This is a genomic window from Kordiimonas pumila (assembly GCF_015240255.1).
Taxonomy (GTDB): Bacteria; Pseudomonadota; Alphaproteobacteria; order Sphingomonadales; family Kordiimonadaceae; genus Kordiimonas; species Kordiimonas pumila.
Map to the genome: position 1 here is coordinate 2,752,133 of NZ_CP061205.1, position 21,604 is coordinate 2,773,736.

Below are 21,604 nucleotides of genomic sequence, written 5' to 3' on the forward strand. Positions count from 1 at the left end.
CCAGTAGGAATAACCGGGGGAACACATGAATAAACTAAAGATAACAAGCCTGATGGTTGTCGGCTTTCTTTTTGTAGCGGGATTGCTTGGGTTTGGCTGGTTGAAAAGCAGTTTGCCAAAAACAAACGGTACAGTAATTGTGGCTGGGATTTCAGGCGAAATTACAATCGCCCGCGATGAACACGGCGTTCCTCATATTTCAGCTGAAACCGATAATGACCTGTATTTTGCAGCCGGTTATGTTCATGCACAAGACCGCCTTTGGCAAATGATGATGAACCGCCGCATAGGTCGCGGCAGGTTATCTGAGCTTGCAGGGTCTTCCACCCTTAGCGTAGACAAGTTCTTTAGGACACTCGGATTTAAAGCCAAAGCGGAAAAGGCATACGATAACCTCCCCTCTGACCTTAAGCAAAGCCTGCATGCTTATGCCGACGGCGTGAACGCTTATATTAAAGACAATAAATCCGCCTTGCCACCAGAATTTATATTAACCGGCACCGAACCAGAATTATGGCATCCGGTTGATTCCCTGATTTGGCATAAAATGATGTGGCTGGATCTTTCAGGCAATATGCGGCAGGAAATTGCACGGGCGCGTCTCTTGACCAAGCTACCCCCTGAAAAAGTAATGTCGATATATGCCACATACCCCGGCGATACAGAAACTGCACTCCCTGACCTGACCGAGATATATAAAAGTAGCCCGATTGAGGAAACCGCCTTTGCCTTAGGAAAACCAAAGCCTGAAGGGTATGGCTCAAATAACTGGCTGGTAGACGGGACCAGGACACAGTCTGGTAAACCCTTACTGGCAAACGACCCACATCTTGGGCTTACAACGCCGTCAATCTGGTATCTGATGCGGTTATATAACACCACTACCCACAAAAACATTGTTGGTGTTAGCTTTCCCGGAACCCCCGTTATTGTACTGGGCAGAAACGATGCGATCGCTTGGGGGTTTACAAATACAGCCCCTGATAGCCAAGACCTGTTTATTGAAAAACTGGCCGAAGGCGGCGATAAATACCATACGCCCAACGGCCTCTCGAGTTTTGACAGCCATGAAGAGACAATCATCGTCAAAGATGCTGAACCAGTAACCATTCAAGTCCGTACAACACGCCACGGGCCTGTAGTTTCAGACATCCACCCGGAAACAGCAGAGTTTGTTGATAACGGCTATGTTATTGCACTGCAATGGACCGCCCTTCAGGATAAAGACACTGCCATTGGCGCCATGATTGCAATTGGAAAAGCTCAGAATTTTGAGCAATTCAAAGAAGCTGGCAAACTCTACTTCGGGCCAGAGCAAAATATGATTTATGCCGACATAGAAGGTAACGTTGGATACTATGCACCAGCCTTGGTACCCATTCGGCACCCTGACAATAAAATAGCAGGTCGAATCCCTTCCCCCGGCTGGGATGCCCTCTATGATTGGCAAGGCTACATCCCGTACGAGGACTTACCGACAAGATACAACCCGAAAGGCGGTATTATAGCGACCGCAAATGAAAAAATTGTGGGGCAGGACTATCCATATTTTATCACACGTGATTGGTCGCTCCCTTACCGGGGCAACAGAATACGGCACTTACTTGAAAGCACCGAAAAACACACTGTTGCAAGCTTTAGCCACATACAAAACGACATAACTTCTGATATGGCACGGGATATCCTGCCACTTCTGCTTACTGCACTTGATCAAGAATCACCTGCCTTCACAATCTTAAAGAACTGGGACGGCCGTATGAACAAAGACAGCCCTGAGCCACTAATTTTCCAGCTCTGGCTTTCCTATTATCAGCATATGCTTATGGCTGACGAGCTCGGCGAACTTTACGACAGCTTCACCTATATTAACCCTCGTCTGATAAAAAGCAGCTTATACTGGTCGCTATCCGAAGAAAAAAGGCCTGCAGAAAATACATACTTCAACCTACCCGTTATTGATAAACTTACAGCCTTAAGCTGGTGCAATAACAAAGAAACACCTGACAGACGCGAAATTTGCACCAAATATGCACGTAGTGCCATGTCGTCAGCAATAGCAGACCTCAGCGACAAATATGGTCCGCAGCTAAGCACATGGAAATGGGGCACAGAGCATATCTTGCATCAGGAACACAGACCCTTTAGCAATATTGATATGCTAAAGCCATATTTTGAAATATCAGCAGCCGTATCAGGAGGTACATACACCGTGAATGTGGCTGGTGTAAGCACCAAGAATGGAGCAAGAAATACTTCAACTTTTGGACCAAGTTATCGGGGTATATTTGATCTGAGTGATTTGGATAGATCACGGTATATTCAACCAACAGGTCAATCAGGCAACCCACTGTCACGTCATTATAAAGACATGTTTAAAAAATGGGCCAAAACGGAATCCTTTGAAATCCCAACAAACACACCAATTCCAGCAGGAAGCACCGAGGTTTTACAGCTAATACCAAAAGAGTAACACCACTTTCTCCTTGTGTATTTTATACCTAGAGGATTATTCTTTAATAATAAGCGGTTAATAAGTTTCATGATACAAGTGTATCTTTAATGTGTGAATGAGGGTTTCTCGTGGCAGATGATGACGGCAAAAGACCTATTATCATCAAGAAGATAAACAAGGTTGAAGGCGGCGGCCACCATGGTGGCGCATGGAAAGTTGCCTATGCCGATTTTACAACAGCAATGATGGCCTTTTTCATGCTGCTTTGGCTGCTAAACGTTGCACCGCCAGAAACTTTAGCCGGTCTTGCTGATTACTTCTCGCCGACAACGGCTGCTGTTTCAGGCCGTAGCGGCCAAGATGCCGTTAATCCAACCACATCAGATTCGTCCGGTTTAAACCCTTCGCCGGTTGTGGCTATCAGCAGGCCGGGCCCCCCTCAGTCCGGCCCTACATCCGGTAAAAAAACCGGGGCTGATAGTGAAGCGGGCGGCGACCCCAGTTATTCTGACCCGCAAGCCGCTGCTAATAAGATACGCGAACGCGAAGACATGGCCTTTAAGCAGATGGAAGAACAGATCAAGCTTGCTATACAGCAATCCCCTGCTCTGAATGATCTAAAAGACCACCTAACAATTGAGATCACAGAAGATGGCATGAAAATACAGCTGATTGATAAAGACCAGCGGGCCATGTTTCACTCAGGATCCGCTAACCTCTATGAATACGCCAAACGTATGATAGAAGAAATTGGCACGTCCATTCAAAGCCTGCCTAACCGTGTAACCATTCAAGGGCACACAGACGGGGGCAGCTTTACCGGCGCAGATGGCTCAACTAACTGGGAATTGAGTGCAGACCGCGCCAACAGTGCACGCCGCGTGCTTGATCATTCAGGTGTGAGCCAAGACCGTATTTTTGAAGTTGTGGGTAAAGCAGGAACAGACCCACTTTATCCAGATCAGCCTGCCAAAACTGAAAACAGACGTATTACAATCTTAGTACTGCGAGAAGCTCCTGTCGTACCGCCTAACCTGTAAAACGGGATACCTAATATTTTTCATCCCTTGCAGTTTTTGTGATTTATACTTGTTCGCCAAAATACGAAACGCTAACAATCAAGCTTCCTAAAGCGTCCGCACCCGGTGTGGATGTGTAACAACCGGGGATAAAGTAAGAGCTTATGGAACTAGTTGAACCAACCCTTCAAATGTGGTTTACCTTTGCGATCGTCGCAGGTGCAATTGTTGCCTATGCATATGATAAAATACCGCTTGAAATATCAAGCATTGCAACAGTCGCCCTCCTTTTACTGCTATTCGAAATCATCCCAATCTACGATGTAAGCGGTGACAAACTTATCAAGCCGGTTGATTTGCTGCGCGGTTTTGCTGATCCCGCCTTAATCACCATTATGGCACTGCTTGTTGTTGGCCAAGGTCTGGTTCAAACGGGAGCGATGAACGGCCCTGCCCGGTTCATTATAAATATTGGCAAAAACAGACCCGGCATTGTTATCATTATGTGCCTTGTCATTGTGATGCTGATCTCGGCTATTATGAACAACACCCCTGTTGTTGTTATCTTTATCCCCATTCTCGCGGCTCTCGCTGAAAAGCTTGGCAAGCAAGCAGCTGCTGTTATGATGCCACTTAGTTTTGCTGCCATTCTTGGTGGTAACATGACCAAAATTGGATCCAGCACAAACCTGCTCGCTGCCGGAGCCTTTGAGCATACAACTGGCGACGTTATTGGCTTTTTCGATTTCACTGTACCTGGCGCCGTGATGGCCGCCGTTGGTTTGGTCTATATCATTGTAATTGCACCCAAGCTGATTATTGACCGTGATGGCCTTGCCAGCAAACTGGCCGGCAAAAGCGGCAAACAGTTTTTGTTCCAGATGGAACTTGCCGATGATAATAATCTGGTTGGCCAAACGGCCGTTGCAGGCATGTTTCCAGGCCTAAAAGAAGTAACTGTGCGTATGATACAGCGTGGCAGAGAAAAGCTGTTGCCACCCTACGACGATATTACCCTCTCTGAAGGTGATATTGTGCTAGTTGCTGCAACACGAAGCGTTATGACCGACCTTCTGAACGCATCGCCTGACCTTGTTGCAAATGCAGAAGGCGGTGAAGAGGTTGCCGACGACACAGACGTGGGACAACGCCGGGTTATTGCCGAAGCTGTTATTGCCCCAGCCTCCCGCATGGATGGCCGCACGCTTGCCCAAACTGGCTTTAGGTCAGAAACCGGGTGTGCCGTGCTGGGTGTACAACGCCGTAGCCGTATGATTAGAGCCGCGCTTTCTCAACTTAGGTTGGAAGCGGGTGATGTGCTACTTGTCATGGGTAGCCGGTCTAATATTCTTTCCCTGCGTGAAAACCGCGATGTCATGCTCATGGAATCGTCTGCATCAGATGTACCCATGCGGGAATTTGCTGTTCGTGCCCTCATGATATTTGCTGGTATTGTTTTCACCGCAGCCTTTGAAATTTTACCTATTGTGGTTTCATCTCTTATTGGCGCGGCCCTCATGATGGTATCGCGCTGCCTGAATGTACGCCAAGCAAGCCGTGCTATTGATAGACGTGTGTTTACAATTGTCGGGGCAGCACTTGCCCTAGGCACCGCAATGGAAGGCACCGGCGCGGCTGAATGGCTTGCCCACAGCGTTATTGCCTCCTTATCTGGGGCACCAGCATGGGTTTTACTATCTGGCTTCTTTTTATTGGTGGCTTTACTCACAAACGTGCTCTCAAACAATGCAACAGCCGTCCTCTTTACGCCTATTGCAGTGTCACTTGCGACTGAATTAAATGTAGAACCCATGGCCTTTTTACTGGCGGTTATATTTGGTGCGAATGCAAGCTTTGCAACACCTATGAGCTACCAGACCAACCTGCTGGTCATGGCCCCCGGCCATTACAGGTTTATGGATTTTGTCCGTGTTGGCACACCACTAATTTTTCTTATGTGGGTGACTTTCACTCTTTTCATTCCGTGGTATTATGGGCTTCTGTAAGTATTAGGGATTCAGAAAAATGACCGATCAGGGGCTACAATTTCCAAAGTTTTACGTGACGGCCCCGTCACCGTGCCCCTATATTGAAGGCTATACGGAACGCAAGGTTTTCACCGAGCTTCGTGGGCCAGATGCAGCAGCCCTTAACGAAGCGCTGGGGCGTGTTGGTTTTAGGCGTAGCCAATCTGTTGTATATCGCCCGGCTTGTGAAAACTGCTCTAAATGTGTGTCAGTGCGTGTACGGGCGGGCGAGTTTCAGCTATCGCGTTCTCAGCGCCGAATAGTAAAACGTAATAATGACATTAAATCCGAAGTGCGCCCACCCATTGTTACACAAGAACAATATGATGTTTTAGAAGCCTATTTAGCTACCCGCCACCAAGATGGTTCCATGGCAGGTATGACACTTGATGAATTTCAAGACATGGTAGAAACCAGCCCTGTTGCCACCATTATGATTGAATATCGCAGGGTTATTGATCACAAACTGGTTGGTGTAGGCTTAACTGACGAACTCACTGACGGACTATCCATGATATACAGCTTTTTTGATACGACCATGGAAAGCCGCAGCCTTGGCTCCTACATCATCTTAGATCATATCGCCCGCGCGAGTTACGCAAATATGCCCCATGTCTATTTGGGGTACTGGGTCGAAGGCAGTAGGAAAATGGCCTATAAAGCCAAATACAAGCCTTTAGAGAAACTTGGACCTAATGGTTGGTATAGTGTTGACCCTCAATAAGCTATATTAATGCAAAACATACAGTTCAAAGCTTGCCCGGCCCTATTTGCTCATTATACTGGCAACCAGCGAATCATACGTCGCTGTTGTGGGTTATCAGGGGAAAAAAGTGAAAAATAATAAAAATGCCATATCGGGCGCCAAAAAGGCTGGATTAACCCGCAGGAATATTCTGCGGCATGCAGGGCTTGCAAGCACTGCAGCCTTAATAACAGCTTGTGACAATGGCTCCCAAACCACAGCGACTGGCGCTCCTGCAATCATAGGTAAAAAGCGCAAGCTTAAAATGGTTACCAGCTGGCCAAAGAACTTTCCCGGCACAGGCACTGGCGCGGAACGCTTTGCCAAACGCATAGAAGAATTGTTTGACGGCAATGTGACTGTCAAAGTTTACGCGGCCGGAGAATTGGTCGGCGCACTCGAGTGCTTTGATGCCGTGAGCCAAGGCAAAGCAGATATGTATCATGCTGCTGAATATTATTGGCAAGGCAAATCATCGGCTTTCAATTTCTTTGCTGCTGTTCCAATGGGAATGACCGCAAGCGAATTAACCTCATGGATCCGTTTTGGTGGCGGACAAGAACTGTGGGATGAACTTTCAGCCCAATTTAATATCAAGCCCTTTCTTGGCGGCAACACTGGCACACAGATGGGCGGTTGGTTCCAAAAGAATATCAACACCATTGAAGACTTCCAAGGCTTGCGTATTCGTATGCCCGGCCTAGGCGGTGAAGTAATGAAGCGGGTCGGGGCAACACCGGTTACTAAACAGGGCGGTGAGATTTTTCAGGCCCTTAGCCAAGGTAATATTGATGCTACCGAGTGGATCGGCCCTTGGAATGATCTGGCGTTTGGTTTTCATACAATCGTTAAAAACTATTATTATCCGGGTATTCATGAACCCGGAACAGGTTTGTCTATTGGCTTGAATAAAGACATTTGGGAAGACTTTTCTTCCCATGAGAAAAGCATTTTCACAGCAGCTACCATGTCTGAAAATGACATGACCTATGCAGACTTTAATGCCCATAATGCCAGAGCCCTAACAAGCCTAATCGATGAGCACGGCGTTCAGCTAAAGCGGTTCAGCGATGATATTCTGAAAACCCTTGCAGAAGTATCAGCCACAGTTCTTGCGGACACCGCAAGTGCCGACCCGTTCAGCAAAAAAGTTTTTGACAGCTTTAGTGACGCACGCTCCTCTAGCATGAAATGGGGTGCCATTGCCGAGCAGGCCTTTATGAATGCTCGTAGCCTTGTAGCGAAATAAAATGCTTTCTAAAATAGTATCAGGTTTAAACCAAATTCTCGATATTAGCGGAAAGCTTCTCGCTATTTTGCCGCTTCTGTTAATTTTGGTGCAATTTTCTGTAGTCTTAATGGTCTATGTTTTCTCTAATGGAAACATACAATTACAAGAAAGCCTGCAATATATTAATGCCATTATGTTTCTGGGCGGCGCGGGATACACAGCCCTTAAAGATGAACATGTAAGGGTTGATCTTTTTTACAGTAAATTTTCTGGTCGCCAAAAAGCCTGTGTAAATTTGATCGGCACACTTTTACTGTTGTGCCCCTTCTTAATACTCTTTTGGATTAGCAGCGTTCCTTATGTGTTTCAAAGCTGGCATATTTTAGAAGGTAGCGTAGAAGCAAGCGGCCTTCCTTTCATTTATATTTTAAAATCTACCTTGCTGCTTTTTGCTGGCACCATGACCCTTCATGCCCTATCAGCTATCATCAGCAACGCACGCATTCTATACGGGAATAAGCAATAGTGGATATGTCAGTTATATTAACACTCAGCATGTTTGCTGTGCTTGTTGGCCTTCTCTTAACCGGTTTCCCTGTGGCTTTCACGTTGGGTGGTGCTGGCCTGTTATTTGGCCTTATTGGCATGGCAACAGGCACGCTTGATTCCAGCTTTCTTGAAATCCTTCCAAACCGCCTGTTTGGTAACGTTATTAGAAACGAATTACTGTTCGCAATTCCGCTTTTTGTCAGCATGGGGGTGATGCTCGAAAAGTCAAACGTTGCCGAAGACTTGCTCGAGAGCATGGGCAGACTTTTTGGCAAATTGCGCGGCGGGCTTGGTATTTCTGTTACTGTCGTTGGCGCCTTGCTTGCTGCCTCTACAGGCATTGTCGGGGCAACAGTTGTTACGATGGGACTGCTTTCACTCCCAACCATGTTGCGGCGTGGCTATGATCCTTCTCTAGCGACTGGCTCGATTGCGGCTTCAGGTACACTGGGGCAAATCATACCGCCCTCTATCGTGCTTATTTTACTCGCTGACGTTCTATCGTCAGCGTGGCAACAGGCACAGCTTAACAACCATATATTTTCACCTGCGCCCATGAGTGCTGGTGAACTCTTTGCAGGCGCTCTTATCCCCGGGCTTATTCTCGTTGCCTGCTATATTCTATATCAGGCAGGCATGGCATTTTTTAAGCCAGAAACCAGCCCGGCAATCCCGCCAGAGGAATGCGTCGACAGTGGCACGGGTATTTTCATAACCTTACTCACCGCACTCTTACCGCCTCTTATTTTAATAATAGCCGTTCTTGGTTCTATTCTTACGGGTATCGCAACACCTACAGAAGCCGCCTCTGTAGGTGCTATTGGTGCTATTCTTCTTGGTGCAGCAAGGCTCGGCGGCAAAAACAGAATTGCCGTTTATACAACGCTTGTTTCATTGCTTGTATTGCTTGTTATTGCGAGCACATCAGACCTACGCATGCACCGGGATGTTATATCAGCCGCAGATAACATTGCATATTTTATAGCAATACTTGTAACGGTCACTTTTTCGGCCGGGCTTTTGTGGTCACTCTGGTCAACCTACCAGTCAGGGGTGTTAACAGAAGTTATGCGCTCTACTGTGCGTATTTCAACCATGATCTACACCATACTGATCGGTGCTAGCCTGTTTTCGCTCGTCTTTAGGGGCCTTGGCGGCGACGAGATCATTGAAAACCTGTTACATGGCCTGCCCGGTGGCCAATTTACAGCTATTCTCCTGATAATGCTGTTGATGTTTGTATTGGGCTTTTTCCTCGATTTTATTGAGATCACCTTTGTTGTTGTGCCTGTTGTTGCCCCAGCCCTATTGGCTATGGATGGCACATATGGCCCTATATGGCTGGGTGTGCTGATGGCTATGAACTTGCAAACAAGCTTTTTAACGCCGCCTTTTGGCTTTGCCCTGTTTTACTTGCGCGGCGTGGTGCCTGAGAGCGTACCTACATCTGCTATATATAAAGGTGTTATACCGTTTGTTATCATTCAGCTTCTGTGCCTTGTGCTCATTGCGCTCTTCCCGTCCCTTGTTACATGGCTACCAAAGCTTCTTTTCTAAACAATACCTTAGAAACTGCTCTTACAAAGATGTATTGGCGTTATTCAAAAATATAGCTTTTAGCTTGCCATAAATTGACATTATAAATGCAATACTAACCCTGAGAAAAGGTAATACCCATGATTGGCTACACAACAATAGGGACAAACAAACATTCTGAAGCCTGCGCATTTTATGACACGCTTTTAGCCATACTTGGTGCCAAACGAGCAATGGAATTTGATAGCTTTGTCATGTGGGCTGCCGGCCCGGATAAACCAGCCTTTGCATTAACCAAGCCATATGACGGCAAAGCGGCATCTGTTGGCAACGGCGTTATGATTGCCCTCAAAGCCCCAGACAGAGCGACCGTCGACAAACTATACGAAACAGCTCTTGCAAACGGTGGTAGCTGCGAAGGTAAACCAGGTCTTCGTGGTAGCGAAGATATGGGGTTTTATGCAGCCTATTTCCGTGACATTGAAGGCAACAAGCTTAACGCATTCTGCATGGGCCCAGCCTAAGCAGCGGTTCCTTCCCGAACAGGAACCAAAAAGGCCGGATTTCCCCCCGGCCTTTTTTATTCAATCCGTAATAGGTCACCAATTACTTAAAATCTATTTGAACTTGTTATTACGGGGGAAGCCCATAGGCGGCAAACGCCCAGCATTGCCACGTTTACCTGTCCATTGCACCAAATCGGTTTCTGTGCGCCACCTGTCGCCGTTACCACCCATTTGCCATGTAAGGCCTTCACTTTTGTGGAACGTTACAATGTCTGAGAGGGTGCCATCTTTGTAACGCTGCAAAGTAACGCCCTGCCCCCGGTTCATAACCGGTAATTCATCAATTGAGAACACAAGCAGTTTGCGGTTTTTACCAATAACAGCAACACTGTCACCGTCAGCAACAAAACAGTGCGTTGCAATGGCATCATTAGGTAAGTTTAGAATCTGTTTACCGCCTTTTTTCATGGCAACAGCATTTGCTGCTTCAATAATAAAGCCTTTACCAATGGAGGAAGCAACCACCAACTTACTTCCCGGCTGGAAGGGCAACAGTGTGACAATTTCATCATTAGCATCCATATCAACCATCAGCCTAACAGGCTCACCGTTGCCGCGTGCGCTTGGCAGTTTATCGGCACCAATCGTATACAGCTTACCGCTTGTCGCAAAGAGGAAGATTTTATCCGTAGTATAAGCGTGGAACCTGAACTTTTCTTCGTCACCGTCTTTATATTTAAAATCTTCTTCCGGCTTGGCATGCCCCTTAAGGGCACGTATCCAGCCGCGTTTCGAACAAAGCACTGTCAGCGGTTCTTTTTCAATCATTGCCTCAATCGGCACTACTTCGGCAGTGGGGGCGTCCCCAAAGCGGGTACGGCGTTTTCCAAGTACAGTTTCTTGGCCAAACTTTTCTTTAATAACAGAAACCTTATCGCCAATCGCTATCCACTGAAGTTCAGGTGAGCGGATGAGTGACTTAAGCTGTGCACCCTCTTTTTCAAGCCCGGCATGCTCGGTTCTGATTTCCATTTCTTCAAGTTTCCGAAGGGCACGAAGGCGCATATTCAAGATGGCCTCCGCCTGCACATCATTCAGCTTAAATGTGGCTATAAGGCTTGCTTTTGCGTCATCTTCCTCGCGGATTATGCGAATAACTTCATCAAGATTAAGGTATGCGATTAAATAGCCAGCCAATATTTCAAGCCGGTGCTCAATTTTATCGAGTCGGAACTGGCTACGACGGATCAGAACCTCAACCTGATGATTAAGGAAGCTATTCAGCATTTCTTTTAGAGGCAGAACGCGCGGCCTGTTATCTGAGGCAATCACATTCATATTCATGGAAAAGCGCGATTCTAGTTCAGTTAATCTGAACAGGCTTTCCATCAGTATTTTTTCGTCAACCGTACGGTTTTTAGGTTCAAGAACAATTCTGATATCTTCTGCAGACTCGTCCCTAACATCAGCCAAAATTGGCAGTTTCTTTTCATTGATCAAGTCCGCAATGCGTTCAATCAGCTTAGATTTTTGAACCTGAAAAGGAATTTCCGTAATGACAATCTGGTAAATACCCCGGGATAGCTCTTCTTTTTCCCAGCGCGCGCGCACCCGGAAACTACCACGTCCTGTATCGTAAGCATCAATGATGGTTTCGCGGTCTTCAACAAGCTGCCCACCTGTTGGGAAGTCAGGCCCTTGAATAGAATCCATCAATTTATGTGTGGTAATAGCATCATAGCTAAAGGTCAGGTTATCACCGCGTTTATGATCAGAAAGCCGCGCATCAATGAGCAACTGCATCCCATCTGCAAGCTCCCCCACATTATGGGGCGGAATATTGGTCGCCATACCAACGGCAATACCAGAGGAGCCATTTGCAAGGAGATTGGGGAAAGACCCCGAGAAAACAATAGGCTCACGGTCTTCACCGTCATATGTTTCCCGGTAATCTACCGCATCTTCTTCCAGCCCTTCCATAAGGGCCATGGCAACTTCGGTAAGGCGAGCCTCAGTATATCGCATCGCAGCGGCATTATCGCCGTCAACGTTACCAAAGTTTCCTTGTCCATCAACCAGAGGGAAGCGAACAGAAAAGTCCTGTGCCAAACGCACCAGCGCATCATAAACCGACTGATCACCATGTGGGTGGTATTTACCAATCACATCCCCCACAACACGGGCGCATTTTTTATAGCCGGTTTTTGGGTCCAGCTTCAAAAGGCGCATAGCATACAGCAGCCGCCTGTGAACAGGCTTTAACCCATCCCTTACATCCGGTAGTGACCGGGACATAATTGTTGAGAGTGCATAGGCCAAATACCGTTCGCTAAGTGCATCAGCGAAAGGGGTTTCGATAATATTACCGTTAAAATCAGCTTGTGTTGTCATAAGGTAACTATACCAATTCAAAAGCAGATGGCTACAAGATGTTGTGGTTATCCACAGATTCTTTGCCGTATGAAGAAAACTAAGTCAACGAGAAGCCGTATAAAGTGCTGATAACAGCCTTTCACGAGCCGCAGGCTGGCCTTTTCCACTCACAATCCATATGTTTCGCTCAAGAAAGTAGCCTGTTAACTTCAGGCTGTTATACGCATCTGTCATATTGGGCATAAGCCCATCTCGTGAAAGCAAAAATGCAGGTAACGGCAATAGTTTGTCACTGTACGGCGCCCCTGCATCAGCACATACCGCCCTACCCGACTTCGGGGAAACATAGGTGAGATTGTCCCGAACACCGCTTGCTGCACATTCGCTCAAATCAAGGCCGTAGCCAAGCTCGGTTAAAATACCAAGTTCAAGCCGTGCGAGCGCAGCCCCCCACAAAGATAGTGTACCATCTTCGTTTTCAAGCAAATTAACAAGAGCACACAAACCCTTGTAAACCTTAAGAAAAGGCGCACGCTCTGGCATTGTAGAGGCAACAACAGCCGTTATGGCAGCAAGCGCCGAAAGCCGTGCGCCATCCCCGATCATGTGCCCCAGTGGGCTGTGGAGTAATTCAAGAGTAAACCGGCCAAGGTTTGCTTCAATCCGCGACCGCCATGTAAGAGAAAGGAGATTTCCTGCCTGCAGGTTTGCACGGTTGCGCCTGCCAAGGCCACCCTTTACAAAACCACGCGCCCGACCATGGTTTTCTGTCATCACTTCTATAACAGCGTCGCTTTCGCCGTGCCGCGCTATGGAAAGAACAATACCTTCATCCTGCCATTCCATCGCGTTACCCTGTTTTACTAGTCTACAAAATCGAGGCCCATGTCCTTATACATGGTTCTGTCATCAGCCCAGCGCTCTGTTGTACGCACATGCAAGAAAAGATGCACCCTGCGATCAAATTCCTGCTCCATTTCCTCGCGGGCCATTTTACCCAAGGTTTTCAGCATGCTGCCAGCTTTACCAATAACTATACCTTTTTGAGTTTCACGCTCAACATGGATAACCTGCTCAATACGAACCGAACCATCAGCACGTTCTTCCCATTTTTCAGTTTCAACAGTTGTGGCGTATGGAAGCTCATCGTGAAGGCGCAAATACACCTTTTCACGGGTGATTTCAGCCGCCAAAACACGCATGGTTATATCTGATATCTGGTCATCAGGGTACATCCACGGCCCAGATGGAGCTTTCGCCGACAGAAACGCCTTTAGGTCTGTCACACCATCCCCGTTCAGCGCTGATATCATGAATATATCGGTGAACACGCCCGTTTCGTTTAACTTTTGCGTTAGTGCGAGCAACGTATCACGTCTTAGTCCGTCAATTTTGTTCAAGGCAAGAATAGCTTTACGCTTTGCATTCTTCAGCCCATCAATAATATGCTCAACCTCGTCTGTAACACCGCGTTTGCTATCCACCAGAAAAACGGTTGTTTCTGCGTCTTCTGAACCCTTCCAAGCCGCACTTACCATCGCCCGGTCCAACCGGCGCTTTGGTTCAAAAATACCAGGGGTATCAATAAAAATAAGCTGCGTTTTTCCGTGCATGGCAATGCCAGTAATACGCGTACGTGTGGTTTGCACTTTATGGGTAACAATAGCCACCTTGGCACCAACAAGCGAATTAAGAAGCGTAGACTTACCTGCGTTTGGTGCCCCTATCAAAGCCACAAAACCGCAACGTTCCATGTCTGCTTCATCCGAATGGTTCAACCTGTTTCTCCTAAAAGGTGCCGTAACAATGCAGCTGCTGCATCTTGTTCAGCCGTTTTTTTTGTTCCACCCTGCGCCGATGCAGAGCCTTTGCCGTCAATGGTCGCTTCAATTGTAAAAACAGGGTCGTGATCTGGCCCTGTTCTGTCTAACACTGAATAGTGTGGTAAATCCAATGATCTTGCCTGACACCATTCTTGTAATTTTGTTTTGTGGTCTTTAACAGCATCCAGTTCAGTATCCATTAACGGAATCCAGTGTTGCCGAATAAATTTGTCAGTAACCGCGAAGCCACCGTCAAGATACATAGCACCAATAAAGGCTTCACACACATCAGCCTGTATGGCCTCTTTGTCTCTCGCGCCTTCAGTTTCCGCACCTGGAGTTACCTTTAAGGCTGCAGCAATACCAAGCTTTACAGCCATTCCGGCGAGAGTTTCCCTGCGCACAAGAGACGTAAAGCGCCTATTTAGTAACCCTTCCGCTTCCGACGGATAAGCCTCTAAAAGCCATGTTGAGATCGTAAGCCCCAGTACACGATCACCCAAAAACTCAAGACGCTGATAATTATAGGAGCCAGACAGTGATGGGTGTGTCAGCGCCTCATCCAGCAGGCTTGTTTTTGCAAACCTGTAACCGGCTAGTTCTTTTAATTCAGTCAAATGCTCCTCCCCGAGCTTTTTTAACCTCTGGCTTCATCCATGAGCCTTCTCATTTCCTTAATAGATGCTTCTAAGCCATGAAAGATTGCTTCCCCAACCAGAAAATGGCCTATATTTAATTCCCTGATTTCAGGGATGGCGGCAATTGCAGCCACTGTTTCATAACTCAAACCGTGCCCAGCATGCATTTCAATACCATGCGAAGCACCGTATGCAACAGCGCTTCGAATACGCTCTAGCTCTTCCTCTTGCTGCTTGCCAGAAAGCTCGCAGTATTTCCCTGTATGAATTTCACATACAGGGGCGCCAAGAGAAATTGCCGCATCAAGCTGGCTTTTCTCGGCATCGATAAAAAGACTAACTCGGCTCCCTGCAGCGTTCAGGCGGTTTACATAAGGCAGCAAGCGATCATGCTGTCCTGCGACATCAAGCCCCCCTTCTGTTGTCAGTTCCTGGCGCTTTTCAGGCACCAAACAACAGGCATGAGGTTTGTGCCTCAGTGCAATTTCCAGCATTTCATCGGTCGCTGCCATTTCCAGATTAAGTGGCACCGAAAGAACATCTGAAAGAGAGGCGATATCTTCGTCAGATATATGGCGCCTATCCTCGCGTAAATGCGCCGTTATACCGTCAGCTCCAGCAAGTACAGCGAGGCCCGCTGCCCGCACAGGATCAGGGTGTCTAATACCTCTGGCATTTCTTATGGTTGCCACATGATCAATATTTACACCTAGTCGTAATTTAGCTAGCGTCATTCAAGTATATCCTCATTCTTTAAGAGCTGCTGGCGCTGACGCGCTCTTATACGGGCTTGTTTCCTTGCACGGTTTGCAGAGACCATTATGCGAAGAGCAATATAAAAGCCAATCCATATCACAATCGCCAAAGGAATGCTCCCCACGAGCATAGGCCAGATTATAGGCACAAAGGCCATAATATACTCAGATGGTGCGTGCAAAAACCCGCTCCAGCTCCATGAAGGTAAAACATGAATAACATCATGTCCTAAAATCCATCTTCCCAATCTTGCTGTAAGAGCAAAAATAAGGGGAAATGTCCATGGGTTGCCAACAATAGTGCCAATTGCAGACGCCAGTAAATTAGCCCGCACAAGCCATGCTAATGCAAAGCCCATCAAGAAATGGAGGCCGATAAACGGCGTAACAGAAACAGCTGCACCCGATGCGAAACCCGCAGCAATGCTATAATCAGAGCCCGGCAATCGGATTATCCGGTGCCACAAATATAGTACAGCTCTTTTAAAACCAGATCGCGGCCACAACCACGAGCGAAGCTTCTGAAATATATTTTGTTTATTGCGGCGCCCAAATAGCATAATCAGGATTTCAAATCACGACTGCCCGGCTTAATCGCAGGAATGGCTTTCAGGGCATCAGGCAAATTATCAGGGCTATAAGTTGGAGCATCAATCGTTACGAGTGCGGTAACCGGTGCCCCCACATCTGCCTGTCCGCCAGAGCGGTTAATCAAACATCCAGCAGCCACAACATCACCACCCCATTCCGTTATGGTTTTAATACATTCACGCGACGAAAGGCCCGTTGTGATAACATCTTCCATCATCAAAATACGTGCCCCTTTCGGAATATCAAAGCCGCGCCTCAGGGTAAATGCTCCGTCAACCCGTTCCGTAAAAACACCCGGCACACCAAGCTGGCGCGCTACTTCATAGCCAACAATAACACCGCCCATAGCAGGGCTTACAACCAAATCAATATCAACACCAGTAAGCCTTAGCTTATCTGCAAAGGCTGCGCACAAACGGCCTGCGCGCTCTGGGTCCATTAAAACACGCGCGCACTGTAAATAAACCGGGCTATGGAGGCCTGATGACAATTTAAAATGCCCTTCAAGCAAAGCACCTGCTGCACGAAATTCGTTTAAAACCGCGTCCTGATCCATGATGGCTCCAGTCATTTAGTATATACTTGTCTGTGGCGGATAGTTGCCTGAGCGCGCTGCGTCAAGTTAAATAAACAGACACTCATAAATGTTAGCCCAGAACCCGGTCAACACGGGCAATTACCCTGCTAACACGAAGAGCTCGACTAATATTATTCAAATGTTTTACATCACGGACTTCAACATCGGTAATCATAATACAAAACTCTGGGTCACGTTCAGGGATCACCAGATTGGAAACATTACCGCCATGTTTTGAAACGATCGTCGCAATAGTGGCTAAAGCGCCTTTCTCATTAACCACCTCAAGGCGTAAGCGCCCTGTATAAAAAGAAGCTTCAGCTTCATCCTCGTCCTGCCACCGCAAATCAATCCAAAGCTCTGGCTTGTCATCATATTCCGTCAGTTTTGAGCAATCAATTGTATGAACCTCGGCTCCCTGCTCCGGTATATGAATACCAACAATGCGGTCACCCCTTACAGGATGGCAGCACTCAGCAAAGTGAACCGCAGACCCCATCCGAAGACCGGAGATCGGTACTGAAGACGATACAATATCCTCCCAGTCATGGTGAACGGCAGGCAAGCGCTCTGAACTGGCATCTTCGCGGAAGCCAGCATACGCTGCTCGTAGCACATCATCTTTCCTAATAATGCCGGAGCCAACCTGTGCATATAATTCAGCGATATCTTCACAGTTGAGGATTTCCGCAGCCTCTGTCATGGCTTTCACAGAAAACTCCAACCCAAAACGTCCACATGCTTCTTCCAGTAAGGTTTTACCCAAACTGCTATATTCAGACTGTTTTTGCTGCCTGATATGGCGCCTGATAGCGGACCGGGCCTTACCAGTAATCACAAAATTATCCCACCTTGGTGACGGGCTTTGGCCTTTTGATGTTAGAATTTGTACCTGATCACCGTTTTCAAGCTGATGCCTAAGCGGAACCATGCGGCCATTCACCTTAGCCCCTACGCAGTGGTCGCCCACTTCAGTATGCACCGTATAAGCAAAATCAACAGTGGTAGACCCACGCGGCAGAGAAATCAGTTCTCCCTTTGGAGTGAAACAAAAAACCTTATCCTGAAACATTGCAAGCTTTGTATGCTCAAGAAACTCTTCAGGGTCCTGTGTGTGATCTAAAATTTCCAGAAGTTCCCGCACCCAGCGATACTGCGACCCTTCTGCTTTTTCAGACTTTTGCTTATATTGCCAGTGGGCAGCAACACCGATTTCTGCCTCTTGGTGCATTTCATGCGTCCGAATTTGTATTTCAAGTCGGTTTTTATGCGGCCCTATAACCGTAGTGTGAATAGAGCGATAAAAATTCCGTTTCGGAATAGAGACATAGTCTTTAAACCTTCCTGGCACCATTGGATATTTCTGGTGGATAACACCCAGCACTTTATAGCAGGTTGCAATATCGTCCACCTTTATCCGAAAGGCCATAACGTCGGATAGTTGTTCAAATGTTATATTTTGGCGCTCCATTTTGCGCCAAATCGAATACGGCCGTTTAATTCTGCCACTTATCAGTGCTGTTACCTCATTTTGCTCCATCAGCTTATTGAGAGCAGCAATCATATCTTTTTCAAGATTAGGGCTTTGCTCTACAAGATAATGCAAGCGCGCATTGATTGATTCTAGCGCCTCTGGGTCGAGATGCGTAAAGGCCAAATGCTCAAGCTCGTCTTTCAGCTCATGCATGCCTATACGTTCGGCAAGCGGCGCGTAAATATCCATCGTCTCAAGCGCTATGCGGCGGCGTTTTTCAGGATTTTTGATGTAATCCAGTGTCCGCATGTTATGACAGCGGTCAGCAAGCTTAACCAGCAACACCCTGATATCATTTGACATTGCTAAAAGAAATTTACGGAAATTCTCGGCTTGGCGAACACTTTCAGCCTGTAATTCAATTTTTGACAGCTTGGTAACACCGTCAACCAGTTCAGAAACCTTTGGACCAAAAAGCTCTTCAATTTCAGGAATTGTAGCAACAGTATCTTCAACCACGTCATGCAAAAGCGCTGTAGCGATTGTATCACCGTCGAGTTTCATGTCCGTAAGAATGCCTGCAACCTCAAGCGGATGCGAAAAATATGGATCGCCCGAAGCGCGGGTTTGTGTGCCGTGCGCCTTCATGGCAAAAACATACGCACGGTTCAAAAGCGCCTCATCCACTTTCGGATCATACGCTTTAACTTTTTCAACAAGTTCAAACTGACGGATCACTATATACCTGCACTCTTTCCAAAACTTATCGTACCTTTACAGATAGCGATTCCATATGAGAATTTCAGCCCCTTTATAGGCTTCTGTATGACTTATCGAAAAAAAAAACGAAGTGTTCCCGTAAAACAACGGATTTAGGAGATTACAATAAGGCTCAAGCAAAATAAAAAGCCCGGCAAAACCGAGCTTTAAATCAATCACGAGCACCACAAAGCGCCGCTTTATGCCTTTGTGGTTTCTTCCATGCCCGCCATAAGAATTGACATATCTACTTCTTCTGGCTCGTCAGATTCTACAACCTTGCGCATGCTATGAATAACCGCTTCTGTCAGATCATCAGCAATAACTTTTTCTTCTGCAATCTCGCGAAGTGAAACCACTGGGTTTTTGTCGTTATCGCGGTCAACCAGAAGAGGTGCGCCTGATGATATTTGGCGCGAACGCTGTGCTGCGGCCAAAACCAAGTCAAAGCGGTTTGTTACTTTATCAACGCAATCTTCAACGGTGACGCGTGCCATTCATATTCTCCAAATTCTTTTGCAGCATATTAAACATGCCTGCCATACAAGCGCCTGCTTATACAAGCGCACCTTGGCTGTGTAAAGTCTGGAATCGCAATTTTAGCCTGAAAATGGCCTAACACCTATTCTATCAGCCATAATTTCTGGCTCGATAGCCATATCCGCTACACTCTTGCCTGTAACTGGGTGAACCCAGTCAGAGGCAATATCAAGCATGGGCACCAGAACAAAAGCCCGCTTGTGCATACGTGGGTGTGGCACAACGGGTTGCTGAAGGATGGCTGCGGGGTCAGAACTATTCACAACAGACCACCAGTCCTCCACAGACGGCAAAACCTCTGCACCATATGATAGCAAATCAATATCAATGGTTCTCGCGCTCCAACGCTCTGAAGGTTCACGCCCCAGAAAGCTTTCAATACCTTTAAAATGGGACAAAAGCAGCTCTGCACTCAAGGACGATTGAGCAAAAATTACTGCATTGATAAAATCAGGCTGATCAGAAGCAGGTACCGGGCTGGTGCAATAAAATTTTGAAATGGCCTGTATATCAATCGCAAGGCCTGAAAGCTGGTTAATTGCAGCACGGAGGGTTTTTTCTGGCGTTCCATATGAAGAATTAAGGTTACCGCCAAGTCCAATGTGGATTTTTTGCACAATAAATCTATTCTTAAATACTACAGTGTTAAATTAACGGAAATTTAACCGGCTTCTTCCACGCTGTATAGTCTAAGATTTAAATGTAATACTTACTGGTTATTTTACGAATTTATAATTCATACTGTCCGTATTCTGGAGTTATTATGATAATTTACCCTGAAGAGCGCCTTGCTCTTTTTATCGACGGTGCCAACCTTTACGCAACAGCATGTGCCTTGGGCATGGAAATTGACTATAAAAAACTGCGCGCCTATTTTTCTGAAAACAGCCGTATGATAAGGGCCTTTTATTATACAGCCATACTTGAAGATCAGGAATACTCGCCCCTGCGCCCACTTATTGATTGGCTGGACTATAATGGTTTTACACTTGTTACAAAGCCCGTGAAAGAATTCACTGACGAACATGGTCGGCGCAAAATCAAAGGCAATATGGATATTGAGATTGCTGTTGATATGCTCAACATCTCCGATTCACTTGATCATATGATTCTATTTTCCGGTGACGGTGATTTCAGGCGGCTGATTGAAGCTATCCAAAGGCGCGGTGTACGGGTCACTGTTGTTAGCTCAAATTCAACACAGCCCAGCATGATAGCCGACGAACTACGGCGGCAAGCAGACCAGTTTGTTGATCTTGACGATCTACGCAGTGCTATTGGCCGCCCTTCCAGTAAAAAGCGAGACGATGAAGCCCCTCTTGATGCTGTCTATGAAGACCACCTAATTTAGCCTTAAATGTCTGATGATAAACGAAACTGAACCCAAAAAGCACTGTACCTTGTGCCCAAGGCTTGCAGCATATCGCCGCGAAAATATTGAAAATTACCCAACTTTTCACAATGGTGCAGTATCAAACTTTGGGCCAATAACAAGCGAGATTCTGATAGTTGGCATGGCACCCGGCCTTAAGGGTGCCAACCAAACAGGCAGGCCTTTCACCGGTGATTTTGCAGGCAACTTGCTATATTCCAGCCTACTTCAAGCTGGCTTTGCAGAAGGCACTTTCGGCAATCATGCTCATGATGGCCTAAGGCTGAAGAACACTCTTATAACCAATGCAGTTCGCTGCGTTCCCCCGCAGAACAAGCCAATAAACACCGAGATCAACAACTGCGCACCTTATTTGGCCGCCTTAATAAAAAGCATGCCAAATTTAAAAGTAATCCTAAGCCTTGGTCATCTTGCCCATACGGCAACGGTGAAGGCACAAGGGGAAAAACAGGCACATTATAAATTCGTACACGGAAAGTGCCAACCGCTACCGAATGGCATTCAACTGATAAGCAGCTATCACTGCTCGCGGTATAACGTAAACACTGGCGTTTTAACCGAACCCATGTTTTTGGGTGTTCTTGAGCAGATAAAAAAACACATTCCCTAAATATAT

20 protein-coding genes are annotated in these 21,604 nt (G+C 46.8%); 10 read left to right on the forward strand and 10 right to left on the reverse strand.

Annotated elements, in window-relative coordinates:
- The first annotated feature begins 25 nt into the window (after positions 1–25).
- The 8 genes from ICL80_RS12125 (at position 26) to ICL80_RS12160 (ending at position 10,083) form a co-directional block, all read left to right on the forward strand.
- Positions 26–2,470: a penicillin acylase family protein gene (locus ICL80_RS12125; RefSeq protein WP_194212633.1), complete on the forward strand. Its 2,445-nt coding sequence runs from the start codon at positions 26–28 to the stop codon at positions 2,468–2,470.
- A gap of 110 nt (positions 2,471–2,580) precedes the next feature.
- Complete coding sequence (locus ICL80_RS12130) at positions 2,581–3,492, forward strand: flagellar motor protein MotB (protein WP_194212635.1); 912 nt, start codon at positions 2,581–2,583, stop codon at positions 3,490–3,492.
- 143 nt (positions 3,493–3,635) lie between these two features.
- On the forward strand, positions 3,636–5,477 hold the full coding sequence (locus tag ICL80_RS12135) for an SLC13 family permease (protein ID WP_194212637.1): 1,842 nt from the start codon (positions 3,636–3,638) through the stop codon (positions 5,475–5,477).
- Positions 5,478–5,496: 19 nt separating this feature from the next.
- The gene (locus ICL80_RS12140; RefSeq protein ID WP_194212639.1) at positions 5,497–6,222 is read left to right on the forward strand and encodes an arginyltransferase; all 726 of its coding nucleotides are present in this window, start codon (positions 5,497–5,499) and stop codon (positions 6,220–6,222) included.
- 109 nt (positions 6,223–6,331) lie between these two features.
- Positions 6,332–7,492 carry a TRAP transporter substrate-binding protein gene (locus ICL80_RS12145; RefSeq protein WP_228073469.1) on the forward strand — a complete coding sequence of 387 codons (1,161 nt, stop codon included), beginning with the start codon at positions 6,332–6,334 and terminating at the stop codon, positions 7,490–7,492.
- Between the two features lies 1 nt (position 7,493).
- A complete protein-coding gene (locus ICL80_RS12150; RefSeq protein ID WP_194212642.1) occupies positions 7,494–8,000 on the forward strand; it encodes a TRAP transporter small permease subunit in 507 nt (168 codons plus the stop codon).
- Positions 8,001–8,005: 5 nt separating this feature from the next.
- Complete coding sequence (locus tag ICL80_RS12155; protein WP_194212644.1) at positions 8,006–9,580, forward strand: TRAP transporter large permease; 1,575 nt, start codon at positions 8,006–8,008, stop codon at positions 9,578–9,580.
- 119 nt (positions 9,581–9,699) lie between these two features.
- On the forward strand, positions 9,700–10,083 hold the full coding sequence (locus tag ICL80_RS12160; protein WP_194212646.1) for a VOC family protein: 384 nt from the start codon (positions 9,700–9,702) through the stop codon (positions 10,081–10,083).
- Positions 10,084–10,176: 93 nt separating this feature from the next.
- Here ICL80_RS12160 and parC read toward each other — a convergent pair whose 3' ends face one another.
- From parC to folK, 10 genes are all read right to left on the reverse strand, one after another.
- Complete coding sequence (gene parC, locus ICL80_RS12165) at positions 10,177–12,456, reverse strand: DNA topoisomerase IV subunit A (RefSeq protein ID WP_194212647.1); 2,280 nt, start codon at positions 12,454–12,456, stop codon at positions 10,177–10,179.
- A gap of 84 nt (positions 12,457–12,540) precedes the next feature.
- Positions 12,541–13,284: a DNA repair protein RecO gene (recO, locus tag ICL80_RS12170; protein WP_194212649.1), complete on the reverse strand. Its 744-nt coding sequence runs from the start codon at positions 13,282–13,284 to the stop codon at positions 12,541–12,543.
- A gap of 17 nt (positions 13,285–13,301) precedes the next feature.
- The gene (gene era, locus ICL80_RS12175; protein ID WP_194215850.1) at positions 13,302–14,192 is read right to left on the reverse strand and encodes a GTPase Era; all 891 of its coding nucleotides are present in this window, start codon (positions 14,190–14,192) and stop codon (positions 13,302–13,304) included.
- Between the two features lie 20 nt (positions 14,193–14,212).
- Complete coding sequence (rnc, locus tag ICL80_RS12180; RefSeq protein ID WP_194212651.1) at positions 14,213–14,878, reverse strand: ribonuclease III; 666 nt, start codon at positions 14,876–14,878, stop codon at positions 14,213–14,215.
- 20 nt (positions 14,879–14,898) lie between these two features.
- A complete protein-coding gene (locus ICL80_RS12185) occupies positions 14,899–15,633 on the reverse strand; it encodes a pyridoxine 5'-phosphate synthase (RefSeq protein ID WP_194212653.1) in 735 nt (244 codons plus the stop codon).
- Positions 15,630–16,214 (reverse strand): DUF2062 domain-containing protein, encoded by a 585-nt coding sequence (locus ICL80_RS12190; protein WP_228073473.1) that lies wholly within the window; start codon positions 16,212–16,214, stop codon positions 15,630–15,632. Before ICL80_RS12190 ends, ICL80_RS12185 begins: the two co-directional genes overlap by 4 nt.
- Before the next feature lie 2 nt (positions 16,215–16,216).
- Entirely contained in the window at positions 16,217–16,801 is a 585-nt protein-coding gene (gene pyrE, locus ICL80_RS12195; protein ID WP_194212657.1) for an orotate phosphoribosyltransferase, read from the reverse strand.
- A gap of 91 nt (positions 16,802–16,892) precedes the next feature.
- On the reverse strand, positions 16,893–19,034 hold the full coding sequence (locus ICL80_RS12200; protein WP_194212659.1) for a RelA/SpoT family protein: 2,142 nt from the start codon (positions 19,032–19,034) through the stop codon (positions 16,893–16,895).
- Between the two features lie 221 nt (positions 19,035–19,255).
- Positions 19,256–19,552, reverse strand: coding sequence for a DNA-directed RNA polymerase subunit omega (rpoZ, locus tag ICL80_RS12205; protein ID WP_194212661.1), 297 nt, complete (start codon positions 19,550–19,552; stop codon positions 19,256–19,258).
- A 102-nt stretch (positions 19,553–19,654) separates the two neighbouring features.
- Complete coding sequence (gene folK / locus ICL80_RS12210; RefSeq protein WP_194212663.1) at positions 19,655–20,212, reverse strand: 2-amino-4-hydroxy-6-hydroxymethyldihydropteridine diphosphokinase; 558 nt, start codon at positions 20,210–20,212, stop codon at positions 19,655–19,657.
- A gap of 146 nt (positions 20,213–20,358) precedes the next feature.
- On the opposite strand from folK, the gene ICL80_RS12215 reads away from it, so the two are divergent.
- Both ICL80_RS12215 and ICL80_RS12220 read left to right on the forward strand, forming a co-directional pair.
- Positions 20,359–20,946, forward strand: coding sequence for a LabA-like NYN domain-containing protein (locus ICL80_RS12215; RefSeq protein ID WP_194212665.1), 588 nt, complete (start codon positions 20,359–20,361; stop codon positions 20,944–20,946).
- A 13-nt stretch (positions 20,947–20,959) separates the two neighbouring features.
- Positions 20,960–21,598: a uracil-DNA glycosylase gene (locus ICL80_RS12220; RefSeq protein WP_194212667.1), complete on the forward strand. Its 639-nt coding sequence runs from the start codon at positions 20,960–20,962 to the stop codon at positions 21,596–21,598.
- Positions 21,599–21,604 lie beyond the last annotated feature (6 nt).